The organism is Pseudomonas sp. J380, from assembly GCF_009827115.1.
Classification (GTDB): Bacteria; Pseudomonadota; Gammaproteobacteria; order Pseudomonadales; family Pseudomonadaceae; genus Aquipseudomonas; species Aquipseudomonas paracarnis.
Genome location: NZ_CP043060.1, coordinates 2,262,526 through 2,286,728 on the forward strand (window position 1 = coordinate 2,262,526; position 24,203 = coordinate 2,286,728).

The window sequence follows — 24,203 nt, forward strand, 5'->3', positions numbered from 1 at the left end:
GGGAGCCGGTGGGACGCCATGTGTGCCTAGATGGTTTGCCGAGATCATCCTGTTACACATATGAAGTCATACATATCAGCAGGTTATCAGCCACCTACGGCAACGCGATCGCCAAAACGGGTCAATACTTTCGGCCTGACCTACACAACTGGAGACGTAGCAACTCATGGAAACCTACCCCTTCTGGATGGACGACGAGGCGCCGGGCATCGGCATCGATCAGTTGCTTCTTGCATCGCGCCAATGGTCGAGTAGGATTGAATCCCACTCACCCCAGGCGGATACACCCATGCGCTCAACCCAGCAAATGAGCATCACCTTGCCCCTTGAAATGGCGGCTCTGGTCAAAGCCAAGGTGGCTGCTGGCGAATATGCCAGCGAAAGTGAAGTGATTCGCGACGGCCTGCGGGCGTTGCTGGCGCGTGATCGTGCCATGGAGGATTGGCTCAGAGCCGAAGTCATCCCCGCAGCGACCGCCCTTGAGGCGAAGCCTGAGCTTGGGTTATCGCCAGAACAGGTCCGCGAACATATGGCCGCCAGACGTCAGCGCAAAGGCACAGGGGAAGCGTGAGCTACTCGGTAGTTTTTTCGCCCGAGGTCTTGGCGCAACTCGATGCCCTTGAAGACTACATCAGCGATGTCGGCTCCCCTCCTGTAGCGGCGCGTTTTATCGACAATCTTGTCAGCTACTGTGAAAGCCTTGCCCTGTTTCCCTTGCGTGGCATGCGCCGTGACGACCTGCTGAAAGACCTGCGCATCACTCACTTTCGTCGCAGCACCACTATTGCTTTCAGGGTGAAGCCTGACTTCAAAACGGTGTCGATAGTGGGGGTGTTTTACGGCGGGCAAGACTACACGGCGTTGTTGCACGCAGATCAGAACGAGCACCCGACAAGGGCTGAAAAGCCTGCTGAAAACTGATCAGCAGGCTTTTAGCGTTCAAACATCCTTTAATGAAGGGCCTGATAGCGCGTTCCAAGCCGCTGGTGCACCGAAAAACGCCTGGGCATTACTGTCCAACGTTTCCAAGTGATACCCGCCTTCCTGCACGATCACGCAGGGCAACCCCAGCGCACGGATGCGGGCTCCCAACCGCGCAAAGCCTTCCCGCGTCACCGCGACTTTGCTTTGTGGGTCCAGCTCATAGATATCGAAGCCCAGTGACAACACCAGCACATCCGCCGAGAAGTCCTTCACCGCTGCCAGGGCCTGCTCCAGGTTTTCAAAGAACACCGCTTCGCTGGCACCATGGGGCATCGGCAGGTTGAGGTTGTACCCCTCGCCGGCGCCGTTGCCTTTTTCCTCGCCAAAGCCTGCGACGCCAGGATAGAAGTTGGTCGGGTCGCCGTGGATCGACACATACAGCACGTCGTCGCGGTCGTAGAAAATTTCCTGGATGCCCTGGCCGTGATGCATATCGGTATCGAGCACCGCGACACGCTGGAAACCCTGGCGCAGCGCTTGCGCAGCCACGGCCGCATTGTTGATGTAACAGAAGCCACCGGCCGCGTCGAAGCGGGCGTGATGGCCCGGCGGCCGGCACAAGGCGTAGGCGGCAGGGGCGCCATCGAGGATTTCTCCCGCTGCGGCGATGGCGCTTTGGGCTGACCAATAAGCCGAGCGCCAGGTCAACTCACCGATGGGGCAACTGCCATCGGCCAGGTAGCGTGCCGCCTGGGCCAGGATGCCGCGCAAGGCATTGGGTTCACGCACGAAGATGTTGGACATGACTTCGTCGCCCCAGTCTTCGGGGATTTCTTTCCAGCGCTGGTGAGCTTCTTGAAGAAAAGCCAGGTAGTCGCCGCCGTGCACGGCGAACAACGGATCCATACCGTAATCAGTCGGTTGCTGGATATCGAAGCCCAGGGTTTGCGCAGCCAGCAGCAAGTTGCGCGCTCGCTCGGGAACCTCCTGGGGCGTGCGCATCTGGCCGCGGGAATAGTAGCTACGCGGGTGATGCAGGAGTTGTTCGGGGTGAAAAAACGTCTTCATGAGTTGCTCCTGGATAAACACAGAACCTGTGGGAGCTGGCTTGCCTGCGATGGCGGTGAATCAGGCAATACATTGCTCTCTGACAGTGCGCAATCGCAGGCAAGCCAGCTCCCACAGGGGTGCGGCGTCGGCCTTTAGAAATGAACATGCCCGGCGCGTTTCAAGACGGCGTTTAGCAAGACATCGGTACCCTGGCGCACATCGTCGGGCAAGACATCCTCGGCTTCGTTGTGGCTGAGGCCGCCGACGCAGGGGATGAAGATCATCGCGGTGGGGCAATAGCGCGCCAGGTGAATCGCATCGTGGCCGGCGCCGCTGACGATGGTCTGCTGGCTGTAGCCCAAGCCGTCCACCGCAGCCTGCACGCAAGCCACGCACTCGGCGTCGAACGGCGTAGCCGGGCTGATCCATTGAGGCGTGATGGTGACGCTCAGGCCACGGTTGTCCGCGATAGCCTGCAGGCGTGCACGCACTTGCTGCTCCATGGCGTCGATGTCGGCGTCGCGGTGATGGCGCAGGTCGACGGTAAAGTTGAGCAAGCCGGGGATGGTGTTGCGCGACGACTTGGCGATGCTCAGTTCACCCACAGTGGTAAGGCCCTGCGGGGCAAAATCGGCAGCGAGGTTTTCCAGGGCCTGGATCATTTTTGCCGCGCCGCACAGCGCATCTTTACGCAACGGCATCGGCGTGGTGCCAGCGTGCGCGGCCATGCCTTCGACCCGTACATCGAGCCAGCGAATCGCTTGACCACCGGTGACTACGCCGATGCTGTTGGCGTTGTCTTCCAGAATCGGGCCTTGCTCGATATGCGCTTCGAAATACGCATCCACTGCGCCACCCAACGGGCGCTCACCGTTGTAGCCGGTGGTGCGCAACGCCTCGTTCACGCTGATACCGTCTACATCAGCGGTTGCCAGTGCCATGTCCAGGGCAAGCGTGCCGGTGAACACTGCCGAGCCCAGCATCGCCGGGGTGAAACGGGCGCCCTCCTCGTTGGTCCACACTGCAATTTCCAACGGCTTGCGCGTCTGGATGCCGTGGTCGTCGAGGCTGCGGATGACCTCCAGGCCAGCCAACACGCCGTACACCCCATCGAAGCGTCCGCCTTCGGGCTGGGTATCCAGGTGGCTGCCCATCATCACCGGGGCGGCGTCATTGTCGGTGCCCGCGCGGCGGGCGAACAGGTTGCCGATGGCATCCACGCTCAACGTCAGGCCGGCTGCTTTACACCAGTGGCTGAACAGCTCACGACCGGCCTTGTCTTCAGCGCTCAACGCCAGGCGGCAGCTGCCACCGCGTGCGGTCGCGCCGATCTCGGCCATGTCCATCAGGCTACGCCACAGGCGCTCGCCATTAATCTTCAACATTGCTGACTCCCTCAACTGTGTGCCATTTCCAGGCGGTGGGCCGTGGCATGGCGGCGGGACAAGGCCAGTACGCACACCAACGAAACCGCCGCGATCACGCTGTAAAACACTGCCATCGGCCACCATTGGCCCAGGTATTGATGGGCCAGCCAGGTGCCGATCAACGGTGTCAGGCCGCCGGCCAGCGCGCCGCATACCTGGTAAGCCAGGGAGATCGCGGTGTAGCGCACACGGGTTTCAAACAGGCCGCTGACAAAACCTGCGATGACGGCGTAGAACGACGCCATGCACACCACCGCCAGGGCAATGCCGAGGATGATCAACGGTGCCTGAGCGCTGCTGACCAGGACGAACATCGGGTACGGCGAGGCCATTGCCAGCACGCACATGGCGCACAGAAACCGGGTAGCGCCGACCTTCTCCGCCACCCAGGCGGCCAGCGGCTGGACGCAGAACTGAATAATGGCGACGAAGAACAGGCACTCCAGAATCAACGAGCGCGGCAGGTTAAGTTGCTGAGTGCTGTAGGCAATCATGAAGGTGTTGGTGAAATACACGCCGGCAATCCCCAACGTATTGGCGCCAATGCACAACAACAGTGGACGCCAAGCGGTCTCCAGCACTTCCAGCACGGGGGCTTGGTCCTGCTTGATCGCTCGCGCTTTTTCCGCCAGAGCCTTGTCTTCGAGGAACTCCGGCGACTCGTTCACACCCAGGCGAATCGCGAGGCCGACGATCAACAGCAAAGCACTGGCCAGGAACGGCAGGCGCCAGCCCCAGCTGAGCAGGTCCTCTTCAGGTAAACGAGTGACGGCACTGAACGCCAGCAAGGAAAGAATCAAACCGGCCGGGCTGCCCAACTGCGCGAAGGATGCAAAGAAATTACGCCGCCCTTTCGGCGCGTGCTCGCCAGCCATCAACACCGCCCCACCCCACTCGCCGCCAACCGCAATACCCTGCACCACCCGCAACAGGATCAACAGCACCGGTGCGGCAGCGCCGATCTGGGCATAGGTCGGTAACAGGCCGATGCACACCGTGACCACGCCCATCATCACGAGGGTAATCACCAGGGATTTCTTGCGGCCGATGCGGTCGCCGATATGACCGAACACGATGCCGCCCAACGGCCGCGCAAAAAAGCCGACGGCGAAGGTGCCGAACGCGGCCATGGTGCTGAACAATTTATCGTCGGAGGGGAAGAACAGTTGACCGAACACCAGCGCTGCAGCGGTGGCATAGATGTAAAAGTCGTACCACTCGATCATGGTGCCGATAAAGGCGGCGGCCGCAGCACGGCGAGGCTGCGGCGAAGCGGAAGGCTTCATGGGGCTGGCTCCTTTGTTTATTTTTTTGGCAGGAGAAAGTCAAACCGGTGCGCTCTGGTGGCGCTCGTTAAACCCGATTTTTCGGCCAGGGACTATGATTAGTCAATTTTCTATTTATTATCTTGATTATAAGAACTACTTATTATCGAGCGCCGCCATGCCCGAATTCCGCCGCGATATTCACCCTCTGCTCAATGACCGCCTGGACTGGAACCTGCTGCGCACCTTCCGCGTGATCGGCCAGGAACTGAGCATCAGCCGCGCCGCCGCCCGCCTGCATCTGACGCAACCGGCCATCAGCCAGGCGCTGAAGCGCCTGGAAGAACAGCTGGATTGCCAGCTCATCCTGCGCCGAGGCCCGCGCTTCGTGCTCACCGAAGCCGGTGAGCAGATCTTCGCCATTGCCGGAGAGATGTACGGCCAGGTCTCGCAGATGAGCAACGCCCTGCAAAAGCCGGGTGATGAAGTGATCGGCAAAGTGCGCTTGCTGATGATCAGCCGGATTAATTCCGACACTTTCGATGACTTTCTCGCGGGTTTTCATCGCGAACATCCACGGGTCGATCTGGAAGTCGAAGTGATGCGCAGCTCCGACATTGTCGCCGCGCTGCTGGAAAAAACCGCGACCCTGGGGCTCAGCCTCAATCGCCGGCCACAACCGCGCCTGGAACAGCATCTGTTTCTGCGTCAGCGTTATGCGTTCTTTTGTGGAAAACACCACCCATTGTTCGGACGCACAGGGTTAGTCGAAGGGGATCTGCAATCGGAGAATTTCGTGAGTTTTACCAGCGACCAGATTGGCGGCATGTTGTCGCCGCTGACTATTTTCCGTGATCAGCAAGGGTTTGGCGGGCGGATCGTGGCGTCATCCTCCAGCCTGGAAGAAGTGCGGCGATTGGTCATTGCCGGGTTTGGCTTGGGCTGCTTACCCACTCATGTGGTGGCGGACGATGTGGAGCGCGGGCTGCTGTGGCGGTTGCCGCCGGATGAGGGGATTGCGGATGTGGATATTCATCTGTTGTGGAACCGGGAGCAGAAGTTGAGTCGGGCGGAGGGGGTGTTTATTGAGTGCCTTCTGGAACGGTTGGCCGAAAAATGATTGCTCACATCGATAGCACTGATGATTACTATCGAAACGAGCGCCTGAACGATTGCCGACACTGATTCCTATAATCGCCCCACATTCCCTCCTCGCCTGGCTTCAGGCGACATTCCTCCCGGAACCCAATCCCATGCCAAGCGCGAGCCAGGCCCCTAGCGGGCATCCTGAACATAATCAACAAAGCGTCAAACAGCAGTGGTTGGCGATTCTTTCGGTCGCCGTGGGTGCCTTTGCCCTGGTGACCAGTGAGTTCCTACCGGTGGGCGTACTCAACGACGTCGCCAGCGATCTGGGCATCAGTGCCGGTCACGCCGGATTGATGGTGACATTGCCCGGCATCATGGCTGCCCTCGCCGCGCCGTTTCTGTCGGTCAGCATTGGCGCCATGGACCGTCGTTACTTGCTGATCGGCCTGACATTGGTGATGATCATCGCCAACTTGGTGGTGGCCTTCGCTAATGATTTCAGCCTGCTGCTGTTCGGCCGCGTATTGCTCGGCATCAGCATCGGCGGCTTCTGGGCCACGGCCATTGCCCTCAGCGGGCGGCTGGCGCCCAAGGGCGTGGGCGTAGCAAAGGCCACCTCGATCATCATGATGGGCGTGACCCTGGCCACCGTTCTGGGCGTGCCTGTGGGTACCTGGCTCAGCGGCCTGATGGGCTGGCGGATGACCTTCCTGGTCACGGCGTTGGTGGGCATTCCGGTGCTGTTGGCGCAAATCTTCCTGCTGCCGCGACTCACTCCTGAGAAAGCCATTCAGATCCGTGACCTGCCAGCTTTGTTTATCAACCCACAAGCACGGGTCGGGTTGATCGCCGTACTGCTGATCGGCCTGGCGCACTTTGCTGCGTATACCTATGTCGCGCCGTTCTTTAAACACAGCTCCGGCTTCGACGGGCCAACGATTGGCTCATTGTTGCTGCTGTATGGCGTGGCGGGCGTGCTGGGCAATGTGTTCGCCGGCTTCGCCGCCAACCGCAGCGTACGCAACACCCTGCTGCTGGTCGCGCTGATGATCGGTACCAGCACTGCACTGTTCCCCTACTTCGCCACCGGTATGACAGGCGCCGTGGTGCTGATCGCGCTCTGGGGCTTTGCCTTTGGGGCTTTCCCGGCCTGCGCCAGCATCTGGATGTTCGTGGTGGCGCCCAAGGATGTGGAACGAGGCATGCCGCTGTTCGTGGCGCTGTTTCAGGTGATCATCGCCCTGGGTTCATTCTTTGGCGGGCGGATCGTCGACCAAATGGGCAGTTCGGTGTTGTTGAGCCTGGCTACGGTGTTGGTGGGGTTCGGGTTTGCGACCGTGCTGGTGTTGGGGCGCAAGGTGAGTAATAGCCTGGTGGCGCAGCCTGCCTGACCGGGTTGTAGGCGCAAAAAAGCCTGCTGAGCGTTGAGTTCAGCAGGCTTTTTTCGTTTCGGGAGCAGGTATTTATTTGGCCGTGGGGAAATCACGCTCCAAGACAGCGTCCACCAAGGCTTGCGCGTTCTCAATCAATTGAGCCAGGGCCATGATCACGGGCGACTGCGTGCTGACTGGATCTTCGGCGCATTGGTAGGCGGATTGAAGGGCGGATGAGAGGGTTTCGGTGGCGTTTATAAGGGTTTCTTCGGTGCCGACATCATCGGCTACGCAAAAGATTTTGCGTGCATGCCCTTCGGTAGAATCAGCGGTGATCTTATTCATGATGTAACCCCAGCCAACGCAACCCTGCACGAAAACTGCCGAACCTGCACAACGTAAGTACCTGTTTCGGAAAAGCTTGGTAACCAGAACCCCACCAGGAACCTTGTGTGCATAAGCCTGCAAGCTAGCCTCAAAAGGTCGCCGCGGTGGCGACATACTGTCAAGGGTGCTGATATGCCAACGAGATATCGCGATGCGGTCACTGGTGAATACGTAACAGAGCAAGAGGCGAAGAGAAGACCAAGGGAAACGGTGAAGGAAACCGATAAAAAGCGCCCGGCAAAGCCGACGGCCAAGAAGTAGGATTAACAGATGAGAGCGACTGCCGTATGTCCAGACAGACTTGCCAATGAAACCCGACTGCTCCAATGTAATGACCAACGTCATTACACAAGGAGCTATCTCTTGGCATCTATCAACATCCGTATCGATGACGACCTGAAAGCTCGTGCCTACCTAGAGCTGGAGAAACTCGGTGTCACACCTTCTGAACTGATACGTCAGGCGTTGCAATATGTTGCCGAACGCGGCCAGTTGCCATTTAAGCCTGTGCTGATGACTGAAGAGGATGAAGCCTTGATGGCGACCGTACGTGAGCGTCTTGCATCGCCTCAACGCGTAAGGGTTTCTTTGGATGACCTATAGCCTTGATTTTGATGCGCGTGCATTGAAGGAATGGCAGAAACTCGGCGACACCCTCCGTCAGCAACTCAAGAAGAAGCTGGTCGAAGTCCTGAACAACCCACGTATTGAGGCTAACCGCCTACATGGGCTGCCTGACTGCTACAAGATCAAACTGCATAGCAGCGGATACAGGCTGGTGTATCAAGTGATAGATCAGGAAGTTACGGTGTTCGTGGTCGCCGTCGATAAACGTGAACGAGATCAGGCTTATCGCAAAGCGTCTGAGCGCCTTGTTCAGCGTTAGGCAGGACTACAACAATTCCCTGAAGCAGCCGTTAATAAAGGCTGAAAACGAAAAAGCCCCGCAGTTTATTCAGCTACGGGGCTTTTTCTATGTAATGGCGGAGAGATAGGGAAAATACGCCACCTTCTCTACAGCCCTTATACCCCCAGCCCTACGCGGATTCCGCTTCATTTTGGTACAAAATACTGGTACAAAACAGTATCTCCACCGAAAAAGGCGTGCCCTAGCATGGCAGCGGACAATCTTATCCTCAAAGCGGGCACATGGCACGCCAGATTCGTCATCCCAGAGGACCTACGAGAATATTTCGGGAAGAGTCAGTTTTCCCAATCCTTGAAGACTGGCTCCAAAGCCGATGCTCAAAATCTCAAAATCCCTCACATCAAGCGGTGGAAAGCTGAGATAGAAACGAAGCGAAAATTGCTGCGTGACGAAAGCGGTGATTTAAAGCTGAATATGGATTTTGAAGAGGTTAAAGAAGTAGCCGTGTCGTACATGGCTACAAAGGCGGAAAAAGAAAAGGATTATTTAGCCAAACTGGTAAACGACCTGATCGGCAATGGCGCTGAATTTGGCGAAACCGAATTAGTAATGAAAAGGGATGAACAAAAAGAAAGGGTTATGCACCTTCATATTCAAGGCTATATTTCTGATCAGGAATATGAAGACCTTATAGAAGAGTTTGATGTCTGGTACGTCAAACACAGCATGATCATTGAAAAGGAAGGTAAGTTAGGATTTGAAACCATCGTCGCCGCAGTAAAGTACTTAAACAGATTAACCACTCAGCTTGATTTAAAAATGCTTATGGGAGAACTTTCCGAAACAGATGAGTTCACCATTACAGAGCGAAAGGATGTGGTGGAATCCGCTAAACATTATGAAGCTCACGCACCAGAAACGCCCTTCACCAAAGCAAACCTAGAAAAGTTTTCAGATTATCAAAAGAAGATTCGGAAAGTCATTGACAAGACAGTAGACATGCAAGTTAGCCGCTTGGAGAAGATTAACGATTGGCTAAAAAAAGAAAAATTGCCGTTGGAACATAAAAGCGTGCGTCTCTATCTTGAATCGCAAACATCCCTTTCACCTAAAACAAAGAAACAATACGTTTTGGCAGGCAATACATTTTACAAATGGGGAATGAATAACCTTACACGTTTCGAAGCTAAATATCAGAATATTAAACCCCCATTCCAAAACCACGAATTCCCTACATCACGTAAAGGTAAAGCTCAAGTAGAAGCAGAGCGTAAAAATTACACGGTTAAACAAGCCGAAGAAATTTATGCCAAAGCTAAAGAAGTTAAAGGCAAAAACCGGCAACACTTGATGGATGCGATTCGCATTGGTGCTTTCACAGGCATGAGAATTGAAGAAATATGCCAGCTAGAAATTCAACGAGATTTGGTGGATGACGAAGGTGTTTACTGTATTTCTTTGGATGATGGTAAAAACCGTTCCTCAATTCGTAAGGTGCCGATCCATCCTGATTTACTCCCAATCATTAAGCGTATGAAAGAAAACTCCAAGGATGGGTTCTTGGTGCCCTCCCCGGCTGGAAACAAGTATGGAATTAGGTCAGATTTTTTGAGCAAGGCTTTTGGGCGATTGAAAACTTCGATGGGTTTCAACGAACAGTACGTTTTTCACAGCTTTCGTGGCACGGTAATTACACAACTCCAACGCGCTGGCGTTGCAGAATTGACCGTCAAATGTATTGTTGGGCATGAAACTGGTGAAGTGACATGGGACATCTACAGTGATGGTGCGTCTCCAGAACAGAAATTTGAGGCGATAAAAAAGTTGAAATATGACTTTGCTGACTAGGTAGAGGATCTTCTATTCATCACTACCCAAAACCCCGCTACCACTGGCTCCGTTCAGCCCACGTCTCAGTATTCAAAAAGACCGGGCTGAAGCGCCTTTTTTTGTTTTTCGAAACCCTGCATCTACTCATCACACCCGGTAGGCAAATATCCCCGCGCAGCGGAATGCGTCAAATGCTAGATTCTCGAATCGCCCGAGGACTTCTACCAACATGCTCATGCAGTTCCTGACCAGCCTCTTGCCTTCCCTGACGCCCGATAACACCAAGATCCATTTGGCACAGCACAACGGGATCGAACACCCAATGGACGTGTACCTGGCTGGTGACTTTGATGAGTGGCAGTCGTGGCAGTCAAGGAAGAATTTCGAGTGCCGATACGTCATCGGCCTTGTTGAGATCCCAGAGTCCAAGAAATGGCTCCTAGCTGGGATCTACGATTCGTTGAAGGTGAAGGAGGCACGCCAAGGCAAGCTCAATCGTGACTACGTTTACGAATACCGCCGTGTGCCAGAGTTCGAAGAGCTGGCGGGACGTTTGGTCTTGGAGTACAAAAAACCAAGGGCCAACTACCTGTACCTCAAGACATGCATACCCACGATGATGCTGTCCGAAATCTTAGAAAAGAAAATGACCGTGGGGGGATTCCCCGGTTTCAAGGATGTAGACATTAGCTTTCAAGAACTGAAAACCATTGCCAGGGAAGGGATCGTGTCGTGGCAGACTGCTTTGAGCAGCGTTTCAGGGGTCTACCTGATATCCGACCGCACCGAGGGTGAACACCAGCTCTATGTAGGCTCTGCTACGGGCACAGGTGGCTTGTGGGATCGCTGGGTAACGTACTCAAAGAATGGGCATGGCGGTAACGCCCGCATACGTGACCTTCACCTGAAACGTGGTGAGTCGTTTTCTGAAAATTTCAGATTCAGCATCTTAGAAATTGCCGATAAGCACACCGGCGTCGAAGAGATGAAGCTAAAGGAAATTCATTGGAAACAGAGGCTTTTGACTCGTGACAGTGGATTGAATGCCAATTAATTATTACCTTTAGAATCGTCAATCTACGACTTCAAGTGAGACCTATGCACCCACTATCAGAAGAAGCAGAAGCACTCCAGAACATTCTTGTCTCACAGGCGACAGGAGGAAACGAGGACGATACGTCTTACGTCATGCTTCGCCGCGCAATTTTGGATGATCCAACCCTCAACACATTGGCGCCGCGCCTGCTCAACACTTGCAGGAGCCTTGGGCAATTCTGGCAGTTTATAAAGAACAAATACGGAACATATGCTGAGCGCAGAGCGTATCTATGGGATGAATTTCGTCCACTTCTTGATTTTGTAGAGAAAGGCGGTTTTTCACCCGCAGACCACGTTGTATCTGGCGCTATCGACAGGTTTGACTCGGAGCATGTTAGGAACGCGTGGACTAAATCTCTTGAGCGACGCACTACTGATCCAGAGGGCGCTATTACAATGGCTCGCACTCTTCTCGAGTCTGTATGCAAACATATTCTTGATGATGCAGGATCGAAATACGAGGACAGTCCCGACTTAAACAAACTATATAGGCAGACAGCTGAGCTGCTGAACCTTGCACCATCTCAACACACTGAACAGGTTTTCAAACAAATTCTTGGAGGATGCACAGCGGTGGTGGAAGGTTTAGGAGCCCTACGGAATCGACTCAGTGATTCCCACGGCAAAGGGAAAACTGGTATTAAACCCGCACCACGCCATGCAGAACTGGCAGTAAATCTGGCGGGCTCTCTCGCTCTATATCTTCTAGGCACCTGGGAAGTCAGATTAGCAACTGAAGAGGACAATTAAAAACCTGTGTCTTCCACCCGCAATTCATACTGCGGTAAGATAGGATAAAAAACCACTCCAATCATGAGCTTTATACTTTTCCAACATGGCTTTGTTTAAATTTATTTGTGACAATTTCCAGGAAATGGAATGAGACCAAAATACCTCTTCAAGTATTTGCTGTGCTGTAAAGTACCTAAACTCATTAACTGTATAATTATAGACTAGATAAATTCGAGTGGGATTGGCCTCTAGAACCTCCTTTTTGAAACCACGCTGATTTACCCAATTGGCCCCGCTTTTTATCTGAATCTCGAAATACTTACCGTTTGCACCAACAATACCGTCAATCCCTTTATCATCGACAAGGGAAGGATAGACGTCAAAACCAGCCTCAATAAGCTTAGCCCACACCAAAAATTCATTTCGTTTGCCAATGGACATTTTACTCACGAATCCCCCCTTTGAGACTGCCAAGCAGCCTCGACGTGTAATACGATAAATTATAAGATTGAATACGGTTACAAAGTGCTAGATGCCTGTACCCCTTTCACTATACCTTTATTTGTTTCCGGCTGATTACGGCACCTTTCAGGAACAGCCATATCATTTTTTCCGTCAACAACCTCTCCCTTCAGCCCATTTGCTGAAGCTCGCCCATACTGAACCCCTATGTCATAACACGACGTTGGAAGTGCTTTCTTGCTGCTTAATCGTGCAAGCCGCTCTTCCCATATCTGCTGGGATCTTTGAACGTCATAAGCTGTATAGCCCACTACTCCAGCAATAGCACAACCAGCAAAAACACCAGCTATGACTCTGCTGTTTAACTGTTTTTTATATAACGTGAAAGAAGTTTTTGTGTTTTCTAAATTTGTGCATATACGGTAATACGCGTAAGCCAAAGCAATAACCAACGTTACGCCAAGCGAATAGTACTTCGCGAACGAAACCGTTTGCGTAAACCAGAAAAATAGATATACCGGAACGAATAAGCAAAGCGAAGCTGCAACCGCATAGCCAATGCACTGTAAAATAATTGCGATTCCTTCCTTCATCCCGCGCGTCCCCGCCTCCTTGAATTAGCTCATAAAGCTATCGAATCGCCATCATTAGATCAACCAGTAGATTTCTTCATGGTAAATTGCTGCTTGCCCTCCCCCCTCCAAGTTGAAGCGTATGCAACCACCTAAGAAATACCTGATAGTGAAAGCAGGGCAAGAAGGAGCCAACGACCTCTTCCCTATGAAAGAGTGGTGCAGGCAGAACCCAACTGAAGCCCCTCCAATGAATCCTAATGAAGCTAACTCACAGCAGCTTCGCAAAGGGTTTGCCCGCATGGGTTGGGTCATAGAAGAAACCGAGACACAGGTTTTGATTCTTCACCCAGGAACGCCGCAAACGGCACTTAAAGACCTAGAAGACGAAGAGCTAGAGCAGGAAGGTGGTGAAACGCCTGATGATGCTCGGGGCAGCGTCTTTGAGCTGGAATGGCAGTTGCGAGACTTCATTGCCCATAACATCGAATCACTGTCTGTTGATGGTAAAAGCTTGCGCCTATACGTCGATGACCAAGGACGAGACGGGGTTGAATACCCCACTGGCGTTGGCCCTATAGACATTCTGGCAATAGACAGCGACGGCGCCTATGTCGTCTTTGAGCTGAAACGCGGTCGCGCAGCCGACAAAGCCATAGGCCAGATAAGCCGGTACATGGGCTGGCTGATTACGAACAAGGAAGAAGGAGCGAAGGTGAAGGGAGTCATTGTCGCAAAGGACATTAGCCAGAATTTGCGTCATGCCGTGGTAGCTGTGCCGAACGTCTCGCTTTTCGAGTATCACATCAGCTTCACATTGAACGAGGTCAAAGCCGCCAATTTCAGGGGTTGATGAAAACCAGCTCTACCAACCGAACACAGATCAGCGTCTATGCTGCACTCATCCCTTCGGCCCGAGGTGTTATGGATGCGCCTGCTCTCTGCCATTTTGATAGCTCTGGTACTTGTAGGCTGCGATAAGCCCCCTACGCTCGAGCAAGGAATGTCTCTGTACACGCAGAGCCAATTTGGCCCAGCCGTATCCGCCCTTCTGCCTTATGCCGATAAAGGTGACTACCGTGCGCAGCTCGTCTTGGGCATGGCATACCTCCAAAAGGATCTAAAGAATGATGCCAAATCAGCCCATTACTTCAAGCTAGCTGCTGACCAGGGCGACGTTGATGCAATGTATTTCCTTGGAAGAGCTTACCTAGATGGAAATGGCGTGCCTCAAAACAAGCCACTAGGTGAAAGCTATCTAATCAGAGCCAGTGAAGCAGGCTCAATTGCAGCCTTTCGAGATTTAGGGAATATGCATGCAGATTCCTACAGAGACAGTAATTCTTCTGTTGAAGCGCTCAAAGCAATTCACTTCTACGAAAAAGCGTTTTTGTTGGGAGAAGGTAATGCCGCACTTATGATTTCTACAACGTACGGCAGCGGATCGATCAGTAATAGATATCTAGCATCGGTATGGGATGGGGTATTTCAATTAACTAAAACAAGCCAAAAGACATCCGATGCTTTTCGATTCTTGCCTGCAGATCAGAAAGACAAGGCTATGATGGATTCTTACGCCTTGTATTCAAAATACTCATCAATGAAACCGGTAAAAAGCTTTCTAGATGAGGTCAGAAAATATAGAAAGCCCGTCGAATGATTTTCGTCACGGTCTTAGAAGCCAGCACCTGAAGGTGGTGCTGAACCAGCCACTTCTTTTGAAAGGGATTTGTGCGTGTATGTCAGGCAAAGGTACTTGACGTTCCCACACGGGGCCTCAAGCGTGATAGCGGAATCCGGCTTGTTCCAGCTCAGCGTGGTAGCCTTGATTTCTTGCCCTAGACCGTTGGTTGCTGTTGAAACGACTGATTTGCCAGCTCCCCATTTTTGAGTAAGACCCGACTCAGCTATCGGATAATTTCTACGGTCAGCCATGACCATAATCATGTAAAGACGAAGCTCGCCGCTTTTGTCTTTGTCGAAGTGATAGTCACCAATTGCAGGGCCGTAGATTTGCCCAAATGGATCATCACCAACGCGGTGACACACCAGCTTCCTTATCTCTGGTCACACCACCCGGCCTTGCCGTCAGGAGTCAGTCTCCCATTGATAACAGGAAGGGCCTGAAACTCAGTGAGCTTCATTCCTAACACAGCACCATTGAAGTCAAATTCTTGAGCTTGAGAGGCAGCGCAGAAAAAAATCCATAGAAAAGCCGCTGTGGCCTTGTTCATCCTTGTCGTCCCCCTGTTCAAACGCAATGAGAATGGGATAGTACACTCAATCACGCCATCATAGATTTAGGCAGAAGGAGAACAGGTGAAGCACATGCCGCCGTTGCGGCGGCATGATAGCTGGTGTTACTTGCTCAACCACGATTCAACGGTGTCAGCACCGAACTCGCTCTTCCATTCTTTCAACTGACGGTGGTTTCCACCTTTGGTTTCGATTGTTTCGCCAGTGTGCGGGTTCTTGTAAACCTTTACCACGCGCTCGCGGCGGGTTGCTTTGGCAGCTACAGGAGCAGCAGCACCTTTGCGGTTAAGTGAAGCTGGATCGAGGATTGCGATCACGTCACGCAGGCTTTTGCCATATTGACCTAGCAGATTGCGCAGCTTCTCTTCAAATTTTATTTCTTCAGCCAAACCAGCGTCACCTTTCAAGGCTTCCAGTTGGGCCATTTGTTCTGCAAGGTGTTTTTCAAGCTGACGGAATTCTGCAAGCTTAGACATCGTGCGTTACCTTTAAATTGGTTGTGACTTAATCATACATGAAATTAATTAAATCTGAAAAGTGGTCAATCCATCTTCACAAGAAAAGGTTTGGATTTGGCTACAAGTTCAAATTTCTTTGCCTTTTCATTCCAAAGCACAACCCCGTCATTTTGCATCATGTCCGGGCTACCAGCTTTGTAGTAACGCAGATCACTCATGAAAATCGCATTGCTACTGGCTTTGTGGGCAACCCCACCATTAGCTGGGGCAAGCGCGTCCGACTCGCTTGGGAATTGCATTGGGGCTTTGTAGACCTTCCCATCATTCACATCGACGAAGACCGTGGCTTGGCAGCCAGTTCCGCAACCATAAGTAGCAACCACAAAGTGCCCTGCAAAATCGGCTTTCTTGCCAACTGTGCCTTCAATGGATTCTTTGATACGCCACTGCCCTGCCAGAGCTTTGTTACTCGACCAATCGACCTTTGCCAGAGCCTTGTTGGAAACCGTAGAAGCTGGGTATTTCTCAAAGCTGAATCGGTCATCTGCATGGCTTGCAGAAGCTACGCACATGACAAGAGTTACAGCAGTCAAAATCCTTTTCATTTGAATCACTCGTTGTATGTTTGAGGCCAAACCATAGCTCCAGTCTTGAGTATCAATCAAGATCAATCAGAGAAATATTTTAGTGCCTACAAAACCCGGCCGATATTACTTAAAAATTGCTTTTCCCTGCAATGCCTAACAGTTCCTCTAAACACAGCTTCCCTGCCTTTATTTCGCGTAGCGAATGCCTTCTAAAAATCAAATGGTAGAATCACTCATATAACAACCTGAATTTAAATGGCAATAGCTAAACGAAAATCATACAAAGAAAAAAAGGAGTACATCGACAACAGTAAAGAGAAGCTCGAGGGATTCCTTGCGGATAAGGTCGATAGCATCCACGCAATGCTCAAGTCTGAAAATCCAGACGTGCCGGTGTGGAATTCGCCGTGCTTCAAAATCCGATACCTGAATCCCATGTCAGGAACAGTCTACAACCTCGAAAACTCCATGCTTCTGTCCATGCTAGGGAAAGAGAAAGGCTTTGAACTGCCCTACTACCTCACAGCGAAACAGGGCTACGACGCTGGCCTGTCAAACAAGGGCGAGAAGGGAGACTTCGTTGTTCACCACTTCGGCATGCAGATCGGCTTTGTAAAAGACGGCGAAAAGCCAGGTACTGGGGGTAACGATGACCAGGAGCCCAATGGGGAAGGCAAAGCCATCTATAGACGTGCTTCAAAGCTATCCCCTGTCTTCAACCTGCAGCAATTTACAGGCGAGCTACCCGAGAAGATAAAAGCGCAGATGGCGCAACGCGCCAAGATCCCAACACCAGCCGAAGTACAGACGGTGCTTCAGTCAGTCATGGATACGATGCCCACACCGCTCAAAAGGCACGCAGGGGCGGAACACAGCAATTACTTCTCACCAATTGAAGACACCATCTACATGGCCCCGTCTGGCTACTTCAAGAGCGACCTCCACGAGCTATCGACGCTTCTCCACGAAGTCAGCCACTCATACGGCGTAGTAAGCCGCAAGAACCGTGAAAGCCTCGCAAAATATGCAGAAAGCGATGAACACCGAGCTTATGAAGAATTGGTAGCAAATCTCTCAGCACAAGGTGTCATCAAGCACCTGAACTTCAACCTCACAGACGGTATGCGCGAACAGTTAGACGATGCCTTTTTCAAGAACCACCAGACCTACGATGTGGGTTGGGCTCTCAAGGGCTTGAGGGACAAACCTGACCAGGTATTCAAAGCTGCCGCAGACGCAGACCGCACAGCGAACGAGATTATCTACAAGCTTGAGAATGACCTTAAAGCAAAGTACGAACTCGACCCCACCCTACCCGTCTCTGACTTCATCAAACAGCGCCTATCTCGCTCTGAAGTGGATTCCACGCCACAGGTGAAGCCGCCGACCATCAGCAGCCACGACATCCAGGTAGAGACTGCCACACCCATACAACAAAAAAAGAGGACATTGAAAATATGAATAATTTCGAGAAAACCAGAAAACAAGCTTTTGAAGATCTAATCGATGGAGACGTAGAGCTGATAGATCTTTACGAGCAAGGAATGCTTACGGAGGAATGCTTTGTGGAGGAATCCACAAATGAACCGTATAAAGAAATTCCGCCAGAAAGGATTTACTAAGAAAATAAAATGTGATTTTAGAAAATAAACAGGAAGAAATTCCTGTTTTTTTTGATTTTGATATCCGCAAATCAGTAAATGAAAGGTTTTGATATCCCTTCAGTCTAAAAACCATGGATCAATCATTTTACTGAAGCCAAAAATTAATTCATGATCCACCACGTTATTAAGCACTTCACAAACACTTATGAAGCACCTCATAAGTATTTCATAACTATTTATGAAATATTTCACACTAACGGCTTGTTTTCTTTTTTCAAATGTTATTATTTTAAAAACAAACCAAAACCAAAGGAATTTAATCATGAACCAACCAGCTAAAATTTTGGCCTTAATCAGTCATAAAAGCATTACTAAAACCACGACCATTTCAAATCTCAGCCACTCCTTGGCGCTTCAAGGTTATCGCACGCTGATTATCGACACTGATGGCGTTCCAGCTATTCAAATGCATATCGAGCAGAACAAAGAAGTAACAGAAAAACGCATTATCAAAAACAAAGCCAAGGTGGAATTGCTTAAAAATAAAGGTAGAGCTATAAACCAGTCCTTGCTGGATCAACTTGAGTACGATGAATTCGCACTTGAAAACCGTCCTATCGTTATTGCCCGCAGCCTTTATGAGCTGGACGCACAATTTGATGTAATCAAACGTGACTACGCTCACTTTGACTTTATTATTGTAGATGTCCCAGCCAAGGTTCTCGACTCGAAAAACAACCCAATCAAGGAAATTAAAAGGCTTATCAGCTTTAGTGACTTGGTGATTACACCTTACAAGGGCGACACGCAGAACGCAGTGACTGCCGTTACCGTGTCGGGAATCATTGAGGATTTGAAATACGACGCTGTGAGCCTAGGCGGAAAATTCACCACAAAGGTACGCTCTCTGTTGGCTTTCGATCCAGCACGCATCAAGGCAAACTCCAAAGAGGTCAGCGCTAACCTCACCTTGACGGATACATCCACGACTGCAGCAAGACTTGCCCGTAATGCAGAACGTAAAGCCTTGAAGGAAATCGACCGTAAGAACCAAATTGATGCAGACATTAGGGCATTCGGTGATGCGTTTGGTGAACACCAGAAGCCGTTGGAAGCACCTTTGATTTTCCGCTCGATATACCCTAACCAATTCAACAAAGGGCAGACCATTTATAACGCCACGACTGAATCGGCCAAAATTGCCCAAGCTGAATTCAATCTTGTGGTGAAAGCGATTCTTGAAGCCATTGATGAAACATCAGTGGTCGCCACTGCCCAAAACGAATCAATCACAAACTAACTAACAAACTAAAAGGAGATAACAATCATGACATTTGACTTACAAGCAGCAAAAGCCCGTGCAGAAGCTAAAAGAGCGGAAGCACCTACTACACCACCAGAATCTGAAATCACTTTGGTAGAGATAGCTTCAAAATCACCAGAACAGATTCAAGCAGAGATCGAGCAAGCAGCCGCTGAAAAAGCTATCCACGATCAAAAGGTATTGGCTTTCAAAATCGACCAAGCTTTGAAGGAACACAAAGCCCTGCCAGAAGGCAACAAATTGAGCGTTCGCAGCTTTGCGTTCACAGACAAGACCGATAGCGCTATCAAGGCTTTCGAGTCCATCACCAACAACAAGCGCTATGGCAAAGGGTACGTGAGCAGTTCAGTCAGCGTTGACGTTGAGCGCATGTGCATTCTGCGCTTGAAGGCTCTGACAGACCCTGTTCTGAAATCCTACCTGGATGACGTAGACGCAGAATTCAGACGCACCATCGACTGATAGAGACTCAAAAAACCCAAGCCCCTTAACCGGGGTTTTTTTTCGCCTGGAGGTTCATAATCACCGATCTGAACTCTGATCTACATCATAAGCACTTCCTAAACACTTATGAAACAGTTCTGACGTGGTTAATAAATCCTTATGAACCATTTCACATGCGTTTCATCAACAGCTCAGAACCAGCTCATAGCCATTTGCTCAATGCTTATGAAGAGCCTCATAGGGGTTTCACATCTACTTCATAAATGCATCAGAAACAGATTTTAGCGTTTACCGCTACCGTAACTCCCAGGTAGCCGCGCCCAGGAATCAAGCATGTCTATTTTCTTGGGGCTCTTCTTACCCTTCTCGACCGGCTTGGTGTCGTGGACTAGCTTTTTCGCGGGCAAAGCAATCTTGAATTTCCTTGCCGCGAACTCTTCAAGACTTACCTTCCAGCTCATGCGCTCGTTCGGCGGATTCCCACTACGAGCAAAGACAGCTCCGTTCGGTCCCATCTTGCTCAACAACCCAAGCCGTTCACAAACCCAACCTGACACGAACAATTTGTAGTCGCGGGTATCGAAGACCTCAACCAAAGCTACGAATAGCGTGTAGTCACGGTGCTTGGTCGCGTGGTCAATGCAGTGCGCTATTGCCTGACTGTACAAACTAGATAGCAGGATCTTCTTCTCATCCAGCAAAGGGCGAAGCTCGTTTTTGTTGAGTGTCACCAACAGCTTGTACGACTCCTTCATCACTCACCCTCTCCTTTTCAACCGTGGAAACCGCCTATTAGCGCTCAAGCATAGGCGCTCTGTGTTGAATTCTGGTCTTTTTTGCGTGGCATTGCCCTGCCAATTTCAACACAGGACGTGTGTGGAAGCCTCACCAAGCCGTATCCAACCCGTAAAAACCCAATAATTTAAGAAATGCTTAATAAATATTTCATAACCACTTATTAAGTAATTCATATCCACTCCATAAACATTTAATAAATAATTATGAATATTTTCGCTAATGGCAAATAAGGAAAAACCAGAATGGTATAATTAGACTAAACAAACCATTGCCACTATGAACAACTCACATGAATTGATTTTACCTAACCAAGCCCGATTAATACTACCTGACCAGAAATTGATTATCCCCAATGAACAAGTGTTGATTCTGTCTAAAACGCCGATAAATGCATTGTTGGATTTTTACTGTACTTCCCTACCAACGAGCGCACTCAATAAATTATCAACGTGCAGAACCAGATAAATCTCTCATCTACGGCAAAGCCGTAATGCACCTCGAAAAATCATCCCCCAATAAAAAAGCCACTGAAGAGTGGCCTTTTCATATCCAAACATTTGTATTCATGCTGTTCTTCTACTGTCGTTGCGTAAGCTTCTATTCTTCATCAGCACCAAAGTGAACATTCCAACCAGGAGAGTAATCGGCCAGATTATTGTAAACGCAAACATAGAGCCGAACATTGCTGATGGATCGCTCAAGGAGAATTCTGCACGAGCATGGACAATTTCGCTTGTGTAATAACCATGGAGAAGGTACGTCACGGCAGAAAGCTCGCCAGTGAAATCCCAAAACCTAATACCGAAGAAGAAGACAACCATTGATCTGTAAATGAACACCCAAACAATGACACTCATGATGAGCTTAAACGTCTTGATGCGCTTGTCCCACACGTCAGGATTGAAGTAGTTAGGCTTGTAGTCCATCTGGTTGATCAGATAGAAAACAGGTAACGTCACGTAGAAGAAGATCATCGGCCCGAGACGAATCAGCGTAAGGTGATCATCGAAATAGGTAGAGTTTATTTTAGCCATGCCGCTATAAAGCAAACCATTGAGCAACGGTAAAAAACCAATGACAGCATAAAAGAAAATAAATCTTTGTAAGAAATTTAACCTTATCTTTTCCTTCTTCACCCATTTCATGTCGCTCACCTTCTTCTAGTTATTGCCATTATAGCATTTACTCTCACAAAGAAAAGAGTTAGCCGACAAACAGATCTAACTCTTTAGAAATATATGAATCAAAGGATATAACCACTTTACCTTGTTCGTTGTAACGGTAGCACACCTTTAAATTTCTCGCTCATTGAGTTAACTTTAGTATTCGCTTGCTCACCCATGGTTTTATCTGTAAATAAATCTTTTGCAACCAACATATCCTTGAATGCAGCCGAGATAGATTTAATTCCACTGTATAAAACGATGAACATCATTATAGTAATAGTACAATGCAAGAAAAGCATCACGAACAATCTCATCACATCGAACATGAACCCTGTTCCACCCGAGAAAAATATCGAAGACAAATAAACAACAAACTCGTTTACTATCACAATGACAACTGACACTAACGTCATCCCGACAAAGAACAAGGTGGCTACAATTGTTCCACTGAAACAAATCCAAACCAGTTGAAGCATAATATTTTTCAGTACGTCAAATGCTTCCTGTTCATTTCTATTAATAAAAATCGACTTAACCAGCCTGACGCTCATTGTCACTATTATTTCAAGCGCACTAGCAACCACCACGCCAATCTCACCCAAAAGCAATAGAAGAGGTAGCAGACCTATTAATATCTGGTTAGCCATGAAGAAAGCATACATAAACATCGAAGCTGTCGATATATATGAAAGAAGGTTTGTCATGTACCTTTCGTTTTTATTAAATGTCAAAATTCCGTTTCTTATTATTTCAGAACCATAGTAAACAACCAATGAGACCTGTGTATATTCTGACGCATTGCTCCAAAGCGATGCTGGGACGTTTAGAACCGGGGATACACAATTCGAATCTGTATTAAAGCAAGACTTAAATTGAAACCCCAAATTTTCGTAATAACGCGCCGTTAATTTATTTAGCAGTGCCTGAATACCGTCCAATGCGAGAGCACCAAGTTTATTTTCTGCCTGCGAAAAATAGACTTCATAAATGGACTTATTTATATCAAAGAGCTTTTGCACCTTCATAGTGTCTATCATTTCTTGATTCATTTGATTCTTATCATTTTCATTCAAAGCTTCTGCTGAATCCGAAGCGTTGAAATTCTGATTAACGCTGATTTTGAAAATTGAGTATTGAGCATCAATGGCGTTAGTCATTTTCTTTTGATAGTTATTGAGGTTCATCAAGCCTATGAATGAAGCAAAAATATCTGACGTGAATTTTTCTGGTGTGATTCCCTGCAAGAGGACTTGAACCACAGGATCAACAGTGGCCCTCACAACATTCAGCATTTGGTCACGCCCATTGTGAAGCTCTTCTATAGAAACGGTGTCTCTAAATTCATGGACGAACGAATCCTTGCCTTCCACGGTTCCATCTTCATTCATATCCAGGCAGTCATTTAGCAGCAATTCACTATCAGCGTATCTCACGCGATTATCAGCCTTATCAAGCCCTGTGCTGCACATGAACATCTGCATTTTTCTAGCTTCTTTATAAGCCATGTCAAATATTTTAAGGTTGGCATCTTTGATTACATCTAATTGACCTGATGAATTGATGCTACCGGCGCTATAAACATTCACTTGCAGCTTCGTTAGGCACTGGGCTGTCTTAGTAATCTCACCAACCTTTAAAGAGCTTCCATCATATTTAGATGCTGGTGCTTGATTTTCTAGACAGCGAGAAAAATCAGTTTCTACGAATCTAAACTTGCCAGACTGAACGTCTTTAACCAAATTGTGCTTTACCAAAAGCTGTCTACGAAGCGCCAAGTCATTTGACGCCATCTGAATGGCATTGATAATCTCCATTTTATAAATGCTTTCAGCCTGAACAACACCTCTAGTGACGTAGGCCGATTCATCTTTGATAGAAGCGTTTATGTAGAAAGGCATGAAAAACATAACGGTCGATTTCAACAAGACGAAATTGACTATCAAGGCCGCAAGCACCAAATGAATAATCCAGCCATTCCCTACTAAAAACAAAACCGCACCCAAAGTTAAAAAGACCAGGAATCTATTCTCCTTTAGGCCATATTCAGCATTGGCAGCATTCTTGAATAACCTAGCCAATATGTTTAAACCACAAACGAATATAGAGACTATCCCAAATATCCCTACTGCGTCTTTCATGACTCCTTGTATTGCGACGCCCTCTTTTGACTTGTCAGCTACAATTGACAATGTGTCGTTATCCCCGAGATATGGCGCAAGGACCAGCCCAGCTACCATTATTGATTGAGGCGTAATCATCTTTGCAATTGAGCTAAATGCGAAATCTCGCTTACTCTCATGACCTGCGCATTTGCCAACCATGTCAGAAGTGGCGTAGTAGCAGTCAGCTTGTTGGGCGTCTTGATACGTTTCTGCTTGGGATAATGGCGAAATAAATGCCATAAGCAGAAATATCAAAGAAATAATCTTTTTGGAGTTCATTTATATAGAGTTCGTTTTACTTAATTATACCATTTGAAAACCTTTCTT

The 24,203-nt window shown here is 49.5% G+C and carries 26 protein-coding genes; 14 read left to right on the plus strand and 12 right to left on the minus strand.

Annotation, left to right across the window (positions count from 1 at the left end; genetic code table 11):
• The first annotated feature begins 289 nt into the window (after nt 1-289).
• Nucleotides 290-571: a type II toxin-antitoxin system ParD family antitoxin gene (locus FXO12_RS10090; protein ID WP_034127030.1), complete on the plus strand. Its 282-nt coding sequence runs from the start codon at nt 290-292 to the stop codon at nt 569-571.
• Entirely contained in the window at nt 568-921 is a 354-nt protein-coding gene (locus tag FXO12_RS10095; RefSeq protein ID WP_057975669.1) for a type II toxin-antitoxin system RelE/ParE family toxin, read from the plus strand. The genes FXO12_RS10090 and FXO12_RS10095 overlap by 4 nt, the downstream gene beginning before the upstream one ends.
• Before the next feature lie 18 nt (nt 922-939).
• Here FXO12_RS10095 and FXO12_RS10100 read toward each other — a convergent pair whose 3' ends face one another.
• The 3 genes from FXO12_RS10100 to FXO12_RS10110 form a co-directional block, all read right to left on the minus strand.
• A complete protein-coding gene (locus FXO12_RS10100; protein ID WP_057975668.1) occupies nt 940-1,992 on the minus strand; it encodes a histone deacetylase family protein in 1,053 nt (350 codons plus the stop codon).
• A 134-nt stretch (nt 1,993-2,126) separates the two neighbouring features.
• Nucleotides 2,127-3,359 (minus strand): Zn-dependent hydrolase, encoded by a 1,233-nt coding sequence (locus FXO12_RS10105; protein ID WP_057975667.1) that lies wholly within the window; start codon nt 3,357-3,359, stop codon nt 2,127-2,129.
• An 11-nt stretch (nt 3,360-3,370) separates the two neighbouring features.
• Nucleotides 3,371-4,687, minus strand: a complete 1,317-nt coding sequence (locus FXO12_RS10110; RefSeq protein WP_057975666.1) for an MFS transporter — start codon at nt 4,685-4,687, stop codon at nt 3,371-3,373.
• Between the two features lie 157 nt (nt 4,688-4,844).
• Between FXO12_RS10110 and FXO12_RS10115 the strand changes: the two genes are divergently transcribed.
• Both FXO12_RS10115 and FXO12_RS10120 read left to right on the plus strand, forming a co-directional pair.
• Nucleotides 4,845-5,786, plus strand: coding sequence for a LysR family transcriptional regulator (locus FXO12_RS10115; protein ID WP_034126590.1), 942 nt, complete (start codon nt 4,845-4,847; stop codon nt 5,784-5,786).
• A gap of 133 nt (nt 5,787-5,919) precedes the next feature.
• Nucleotides 5,920-7,146: an MFS transporter gene (locus FXO12_RS10120; RefSeq protein ID WP_057975665.1), complete on the plus strand. Its 1,227-nt coding sequence runs from the start codon at nt 5,920-5,922 to the stop codon at nt 7,144-7,146.
• A 72-nt stretch (nt 7,147-7,218) separates the two neighbouring features.
• On the opposite strand, the gene FXO12_RS10125 is transcribed toward FXO12_RS10120, so the two are convergent.
• Nucleotides 7,219-7,473: a DUF6124 family protein gene (locus tag FXO12_RS10125; protein WP_019818461.1), complete on the minus strand. Its 255-nt coding sequence runs from the start codon at nt 7,471-7,473 to the stop codon at nt 7,219-7,221.
• Between the two features lie 405 nt (nt 7,474-7,878).
• Between FXO12_RS10125 and FXO12_RS10130 the strand changes: the two genes are divergently transcribed.
• The 5 genes from FXO12_RS10130 (at nt 7,879) to FXO12_RS10150 (ending at nt 12,061) form a co-directional block, all read left to right on the plus strand.
• Nucleotides 7,879-8,118 carry a type II toxin-antitoxin system RelB/DinJ family antitoxin gene (locus tag FXO12_RS10130; protein ID WP_014717442.1) on the plus strand — a complete coding sequence of 80 codons (240 nt, stop codon included), beginning with the start codon at nt 7,879-7,881 and terminating at the stop codon, nt 8,116-8,118.
• Nucleotides 8,108-8,401, plus strand: a complete 294-nt coding sequence (locus FXO12_RS10135) for a type II toxin-antitoxin system RelE/ParE family toxin (protein ID WP_034126587.1) — start codon at nt 8,108-8,110, stop codon at nt 8,399-8,401. Before FXO12_RS10130 ends, FXO12_RS10135 begins: the two co-directional genes overlap by 11 nt.
• 228 nt (nt 8,402-8,629) lie before the next feature.
• Nucleotides 8,630-10,231 (plus strand): tyrosine-type recombinase/integrase, encoded by a 1,602-nt coding sequence (locus FXO12_RS10140; protein WP_160049615.1) that lies wholly within the window; start codon nt 8,630-8,632, stop codon nt 10,229-10,231.
• A gap of 211 nt (nt 10,232-10,442) precedes the next feature.
• Entirely contained in the window at nt 10,443-11,267 is an 825-nt protein-coding gene (locus FXO12_RS10145) for a GIY-YIG nuclease family protein (protein WP_124399794.1), read from the plus strand.
• Between the two features lie 44 nt (nt 11,268-11,311).
• Entirely contained in the window at nt 11,312-12,061 is a 750-nt protein-coding gene (locus FXO12_RS10150; RefSeq protein WP_122767689.1) for an abortive infection family protein, read from the plus strand.
• Nucleotides 12,062-12,085: 24 nt separating this feature from the next.
• On the opposite strand, the gene FXO12_RS10155 is transcribed toward FXO12_RS10150, so the two are convergent.
• Nucleotides 12,086-12,493, minus strand: coding sequence for a hypothetical protein (locus FXO12_RS10155; RefSeq protein ID WP_177324604.1), 408 nt, complete (start codon nt 12,491-12,493; stop codon nt 12,086-12,088).
• 68 nt (nt 12,494-12,561) lie between these two features.
• Nucleotides 12,562-13,098, minus strand: coding sequence for a hypothetical protein (locus tag FXO12_RS10160; RefSeq protein WP_138739343.1), 537 nt, complete (start codon nt 13,096-13,098; stop codon nt 12,562-12,564).
• A 121-nt stretch (nt 13,099-13,219) separates the two neighbouring features.
• Here FXO12_RS10160 and FXO12_RS10165 point away from each other — a divergent pair, with 121 nt between their 5' ends.
• Both FXO12_RS10165 and FXO12_RS10170 read left to right on the plus strand, forming a co-directional pair.
• Nucleotides 13,220-13,930, plus strand: coding sequence for an endonuclease NucS domain-containing protein (locus FXO12_RS10165; RefSeq protein ID WP_256678950.1), 711 nt, complete (start codon nt 13,220-13,222; stop codon nt 13,928-13,930).
• A gap of 75 nt (nt 13,931-14,005) precedes the next feature.
• A complete protein-coding gene (locus tag FXO12_RS10170) occupies nt 14,006-14,737 on the plus strand; it encodes a tetratricopeptide repeat protein (protein WP_160049616.1) in 732 nt (243 codons plus the stop codon).
• A 14-nt stretch (nt 14,738-14,751) separates the two neighbouring features.
• On the opposite strand, the gene FXO12_RS10175 is transcribed toward FXO12_RS10170, so the two are convergent.
• The 3 genes from FXO12_RS10175 to FXO12_RS10185 all read right to left on the minus strand — a co-directional run bounded on the left by FXO12_RS10175 (nt 14,752) and on the right by FXO12_RS10185 (nt 16,396).
• Complete coding sequence (locus FXO12_RS10175) at nt 14,752-15,126, minus strand: hypothetical protein (protein ID WP_160049617.1); 375 nt, start codon at nt 15,124-15,126, stop codon at nt 14,752-14,754.
• A gap of 311 nt (nt 15,127-15,437) precedes the next feature.
• Nucleotides 15,438-15,809 carry a histone-like nucleoid-structuring protein, MvaT/MvaU family gene (locus FXO12_RS10180; RefSeq protein WP_108538174.1) on the minus strand — a complete coding sequence of 124 codons (372 nt, stop codon included), beginning with the start codon at nt 15,807-15,809 and terminating at the stop codon, nt 15,438-15,440.
• 65 nt (nt 15,810-15,874) lie between these two features.
• The gene (locus FXO12_RS10185) at nt 15,875-16,396 is read right to left on the minus strand and encodes a hypothetical protein (RefSeq protein ID WP_160049618.1); all 522 of its coding nucleotides are present in this window, start codon (nt 16,394-16,396) and stop codon (nt 15,875-15,877) included.
• A 237-nt stretch (nt 16,397-16,633) separates the two neighbouring features.
• On the opposite strand from FXO12_RS10185, the gene FXO12_RS10190 reads away from it, so the two are divergent.
• The 3 genes from FXO12_RS10190 (at nt 16,634) to FXO12_RS10200 (ending at nt 19,768) form a co-directional block, all read left to right on the plus strand.
• The gene (locus FXO12_RS10190) at nt 16,634-17,839 is read left to right on the plus strand and encodes a zincin-like metallopeptidase domain-containing protein (RefSeq protein WP_160049619.1); all 1,206 of its coding nucleotides are present in this window, start codon (nt 16,634-16,636) and stop codon (nt 17,837-17,839) included.
• 465 nt (nt 17,840-18,304) lie between these two features.
• Nucleotides 18,305-19,282 carry an AAA family ATPase gene (locus tag FXO12_RS10195; protein ID WP_160049620.1) on the plus strand — a complete coding sequence of 326 codons (978 nt, stop codon included), beginning with the start codon at nt 18,305-18,307 and terminating at the stop codon, nt 19,280-19,282.
• 27 nt (nt 19,283-19,309) lie between these two features.
• The gene (locus FXO12_RS10200; protein ID WP_160049621.1) at nt 19,310-19,768 is read left to right on the plus strand and encodes a hypothetical protein; all 459 of its coding nucleotides are present in this window, start codon (nt 19,310-19,312) and stop codon (nt 19,766-19,768) included.
• Between the two features lie 263 nt (nt 19,769-20,031).
• Here the strand turns inward: FXO12_RS10200 and FXO12_RS10205 are convergent, their stop codons facing one another.
• From FXO12_RS10205 to FXO12_RS10215, 3 genes are all read right to left on the minus strand, one after another.
• On the minus strand, nt 20,032-20,505 hold the full coding sequence (locus FXO12_RS10205) for a hypothetical protein (RefSeq protein WP_124399789.1): 474 nt from the start codon (nt 20,503-20,505) through the stop codon (nt 20,032-20,034).
• A 606-nt stretch (nt 20,506-21,111) separates the two neighbouring features.
• Nucleotides 21,112-21,693: a hypothetical protein gene (locus tag FXO12_RS10210; RefSeq protein WP_160049622.1), complete on the minus strand. Its 582-nt coding sequence runs from the start codon at nt 21,691-21,693 to the stop codon at nt 21,112-21,114.
• Nucleotides 21,694-21,809: 116 nt separating this feature from the next.
• Entirely contained in the window at nt 21,810-24,155 is a 2,346-nt protein-coding gene (locus FXO12_RS10215; RefSeq protein WP_160049623.1) for a hypothetical protein, read from the minus strand.
• Nucleotides 24,156-24,203: the final 48 nt, after the last annotated feature.

Coding starts and splice junctions, on each gene's coding strand:
- FXO12_RS10090 (WP_034127030.1), top strand. CDS start 290: ATGCGCTCAACCCAGCAAATGAGCATCACCTTGCCCCTTGAAATGGCG.
- FXO12_RS10100 (WP_057975668.1), bottom strand. CDS start 1,992: ATGAAGACGTTTTTTCACCCCGAACAACTCCTGCATCACCCGCGTAGC.
- FXO12_RS10105 (WP_057975667.1), bottom strand. CDS start 3,359: ATGTTGAAGATTAATGGCGAGCGCCTGTGGCGTAGCCTGATGGACATG.
- FXO12_RS10110 (WP_057975666.1), bottom strand. CDS start 4,687: ATGAAGCCTTCCGCTTCGCCGCAGCCTCGCCGTGCTGCGGCCGCCGCC.
- FXO12_RS10115 (WP_034126590.1), top strand. CDS start 4,845: ATGCCCGAATTCCGCCGCGATATTCACCCTCTGCTCAATGACCGCCTG.
- FXO12_RS10120 (WP_057975665.1), top strand. CDS start 5,920: ATGCCAAGCGCGAGCCAGGCCCCTAGCGGGCATCCTGAACATAATCAA.
- FXO12_RS10125 (WP_019818461.1), bottom strand. CDS start 7,473: ATGAATAAGATCACCGCTGATTCTACCGAAGGGCATGCACGCAAAATC.
- FXO12_RS10135 (WP_034126587.1), top strand. CDS start 8,108: ATGACCTATAGCCTTGATTTTGATGCGCGTGCATTGAAGGAATGGCAG.
- FXO12_RS10140 (WP_160049615.1), top strand. CDS start 8,630: ATGGCAGCGGACAATCTTATCCTCAAAGCGGGCACATGGCACGCCAGA.
- FXO12_RS10145 (WP_124399794.1), top strand. CDS start 10,443: ATGCTCATGCAGTTCCTGACCAGCCTCTTGCCTTCCCTGACGCCCGAT.
- FXO12_RS10150 (WP_122767689.1), top strand. CDS start 11,312: ATGCACCCACTATCAGAAGAAGCAGAAGCACTCCAGAACATTCTTGTC.
- FXO12_RS10160 (WP_138739343.1), bottom strand. CDS start 13,098: ATGAAGGAAGGAATCGCAATTATTTTACAGTGCATTGGCTATGCGGTT.
- FXO12_RS10165 (WP_256678950.1), top strand. CDS start 13,220: ATGCAACCACCTAAGAAATACCTGATAGTGAAAGCAGGGCAAGAAGGA.
- FXO12_RS10170 (WP_160049616.1), top strand. CDS start 14,006: ATGCGCCTGCTCTCTGCCATTTTGATAGCTCTGGTACTTGTAGGCTGC.
- FXO12_RS10180 (WP_108538174.1), bottom strand. CDS start 15,809: ATGTCTAAGCTTGCAGAATTCCGTCAGCTTGAAAAACACCTTGCAGAA.
- FXO12_RS10185 (WP_160049618.1), bottom strand. CDS start 16,396: ATGAAAAGGATTTTGACTGCTGTAACTCTTGTCATGTGCGTAGCTTCT.
- FXO12_RS10190 (WP_160049619.1), top strand. CDS start 16,634: ATGGCAATAGCTAAACGAAAATCATACAAAGAAAAAAAGGAGTACATC.
- FXO12_RS10195 (WP_160049620.1), top strand. CDS start 18,305: ATGAACCAACCAGCTAAAATTTTGGCCTTAATCAGTCATAAAAGCATT.
- FXO12_RS10200 (WP_160049621.1), top strand. CDS start 19,310: ATGACATTTGACTTACAAGCAGCAAAAGCCCGTGCAGAAGCTAAAAGA.
- FXO12_RS10205 (WP_124399789.1), bottom strand. CDS start 20,505: ATGAAGGAGTCGTACAAGCTGTTGGTGACACTCAACAAAAACGAGCTT.
- FXO12_RS10210 (WP_160049622.1), bottom strand. CDS start 21,693: ATGAAATGGGTGAAGAAGGAAAAGATAAGGTTAAATTTCTTACAAAGA.
- FXO12_RS10215 (WP_160049623.1), bottom strand. CDS start 24,155: ATGAACTCCAAAAAGATTATTTCTTTGATATTTCTGCTTATGGCATTT.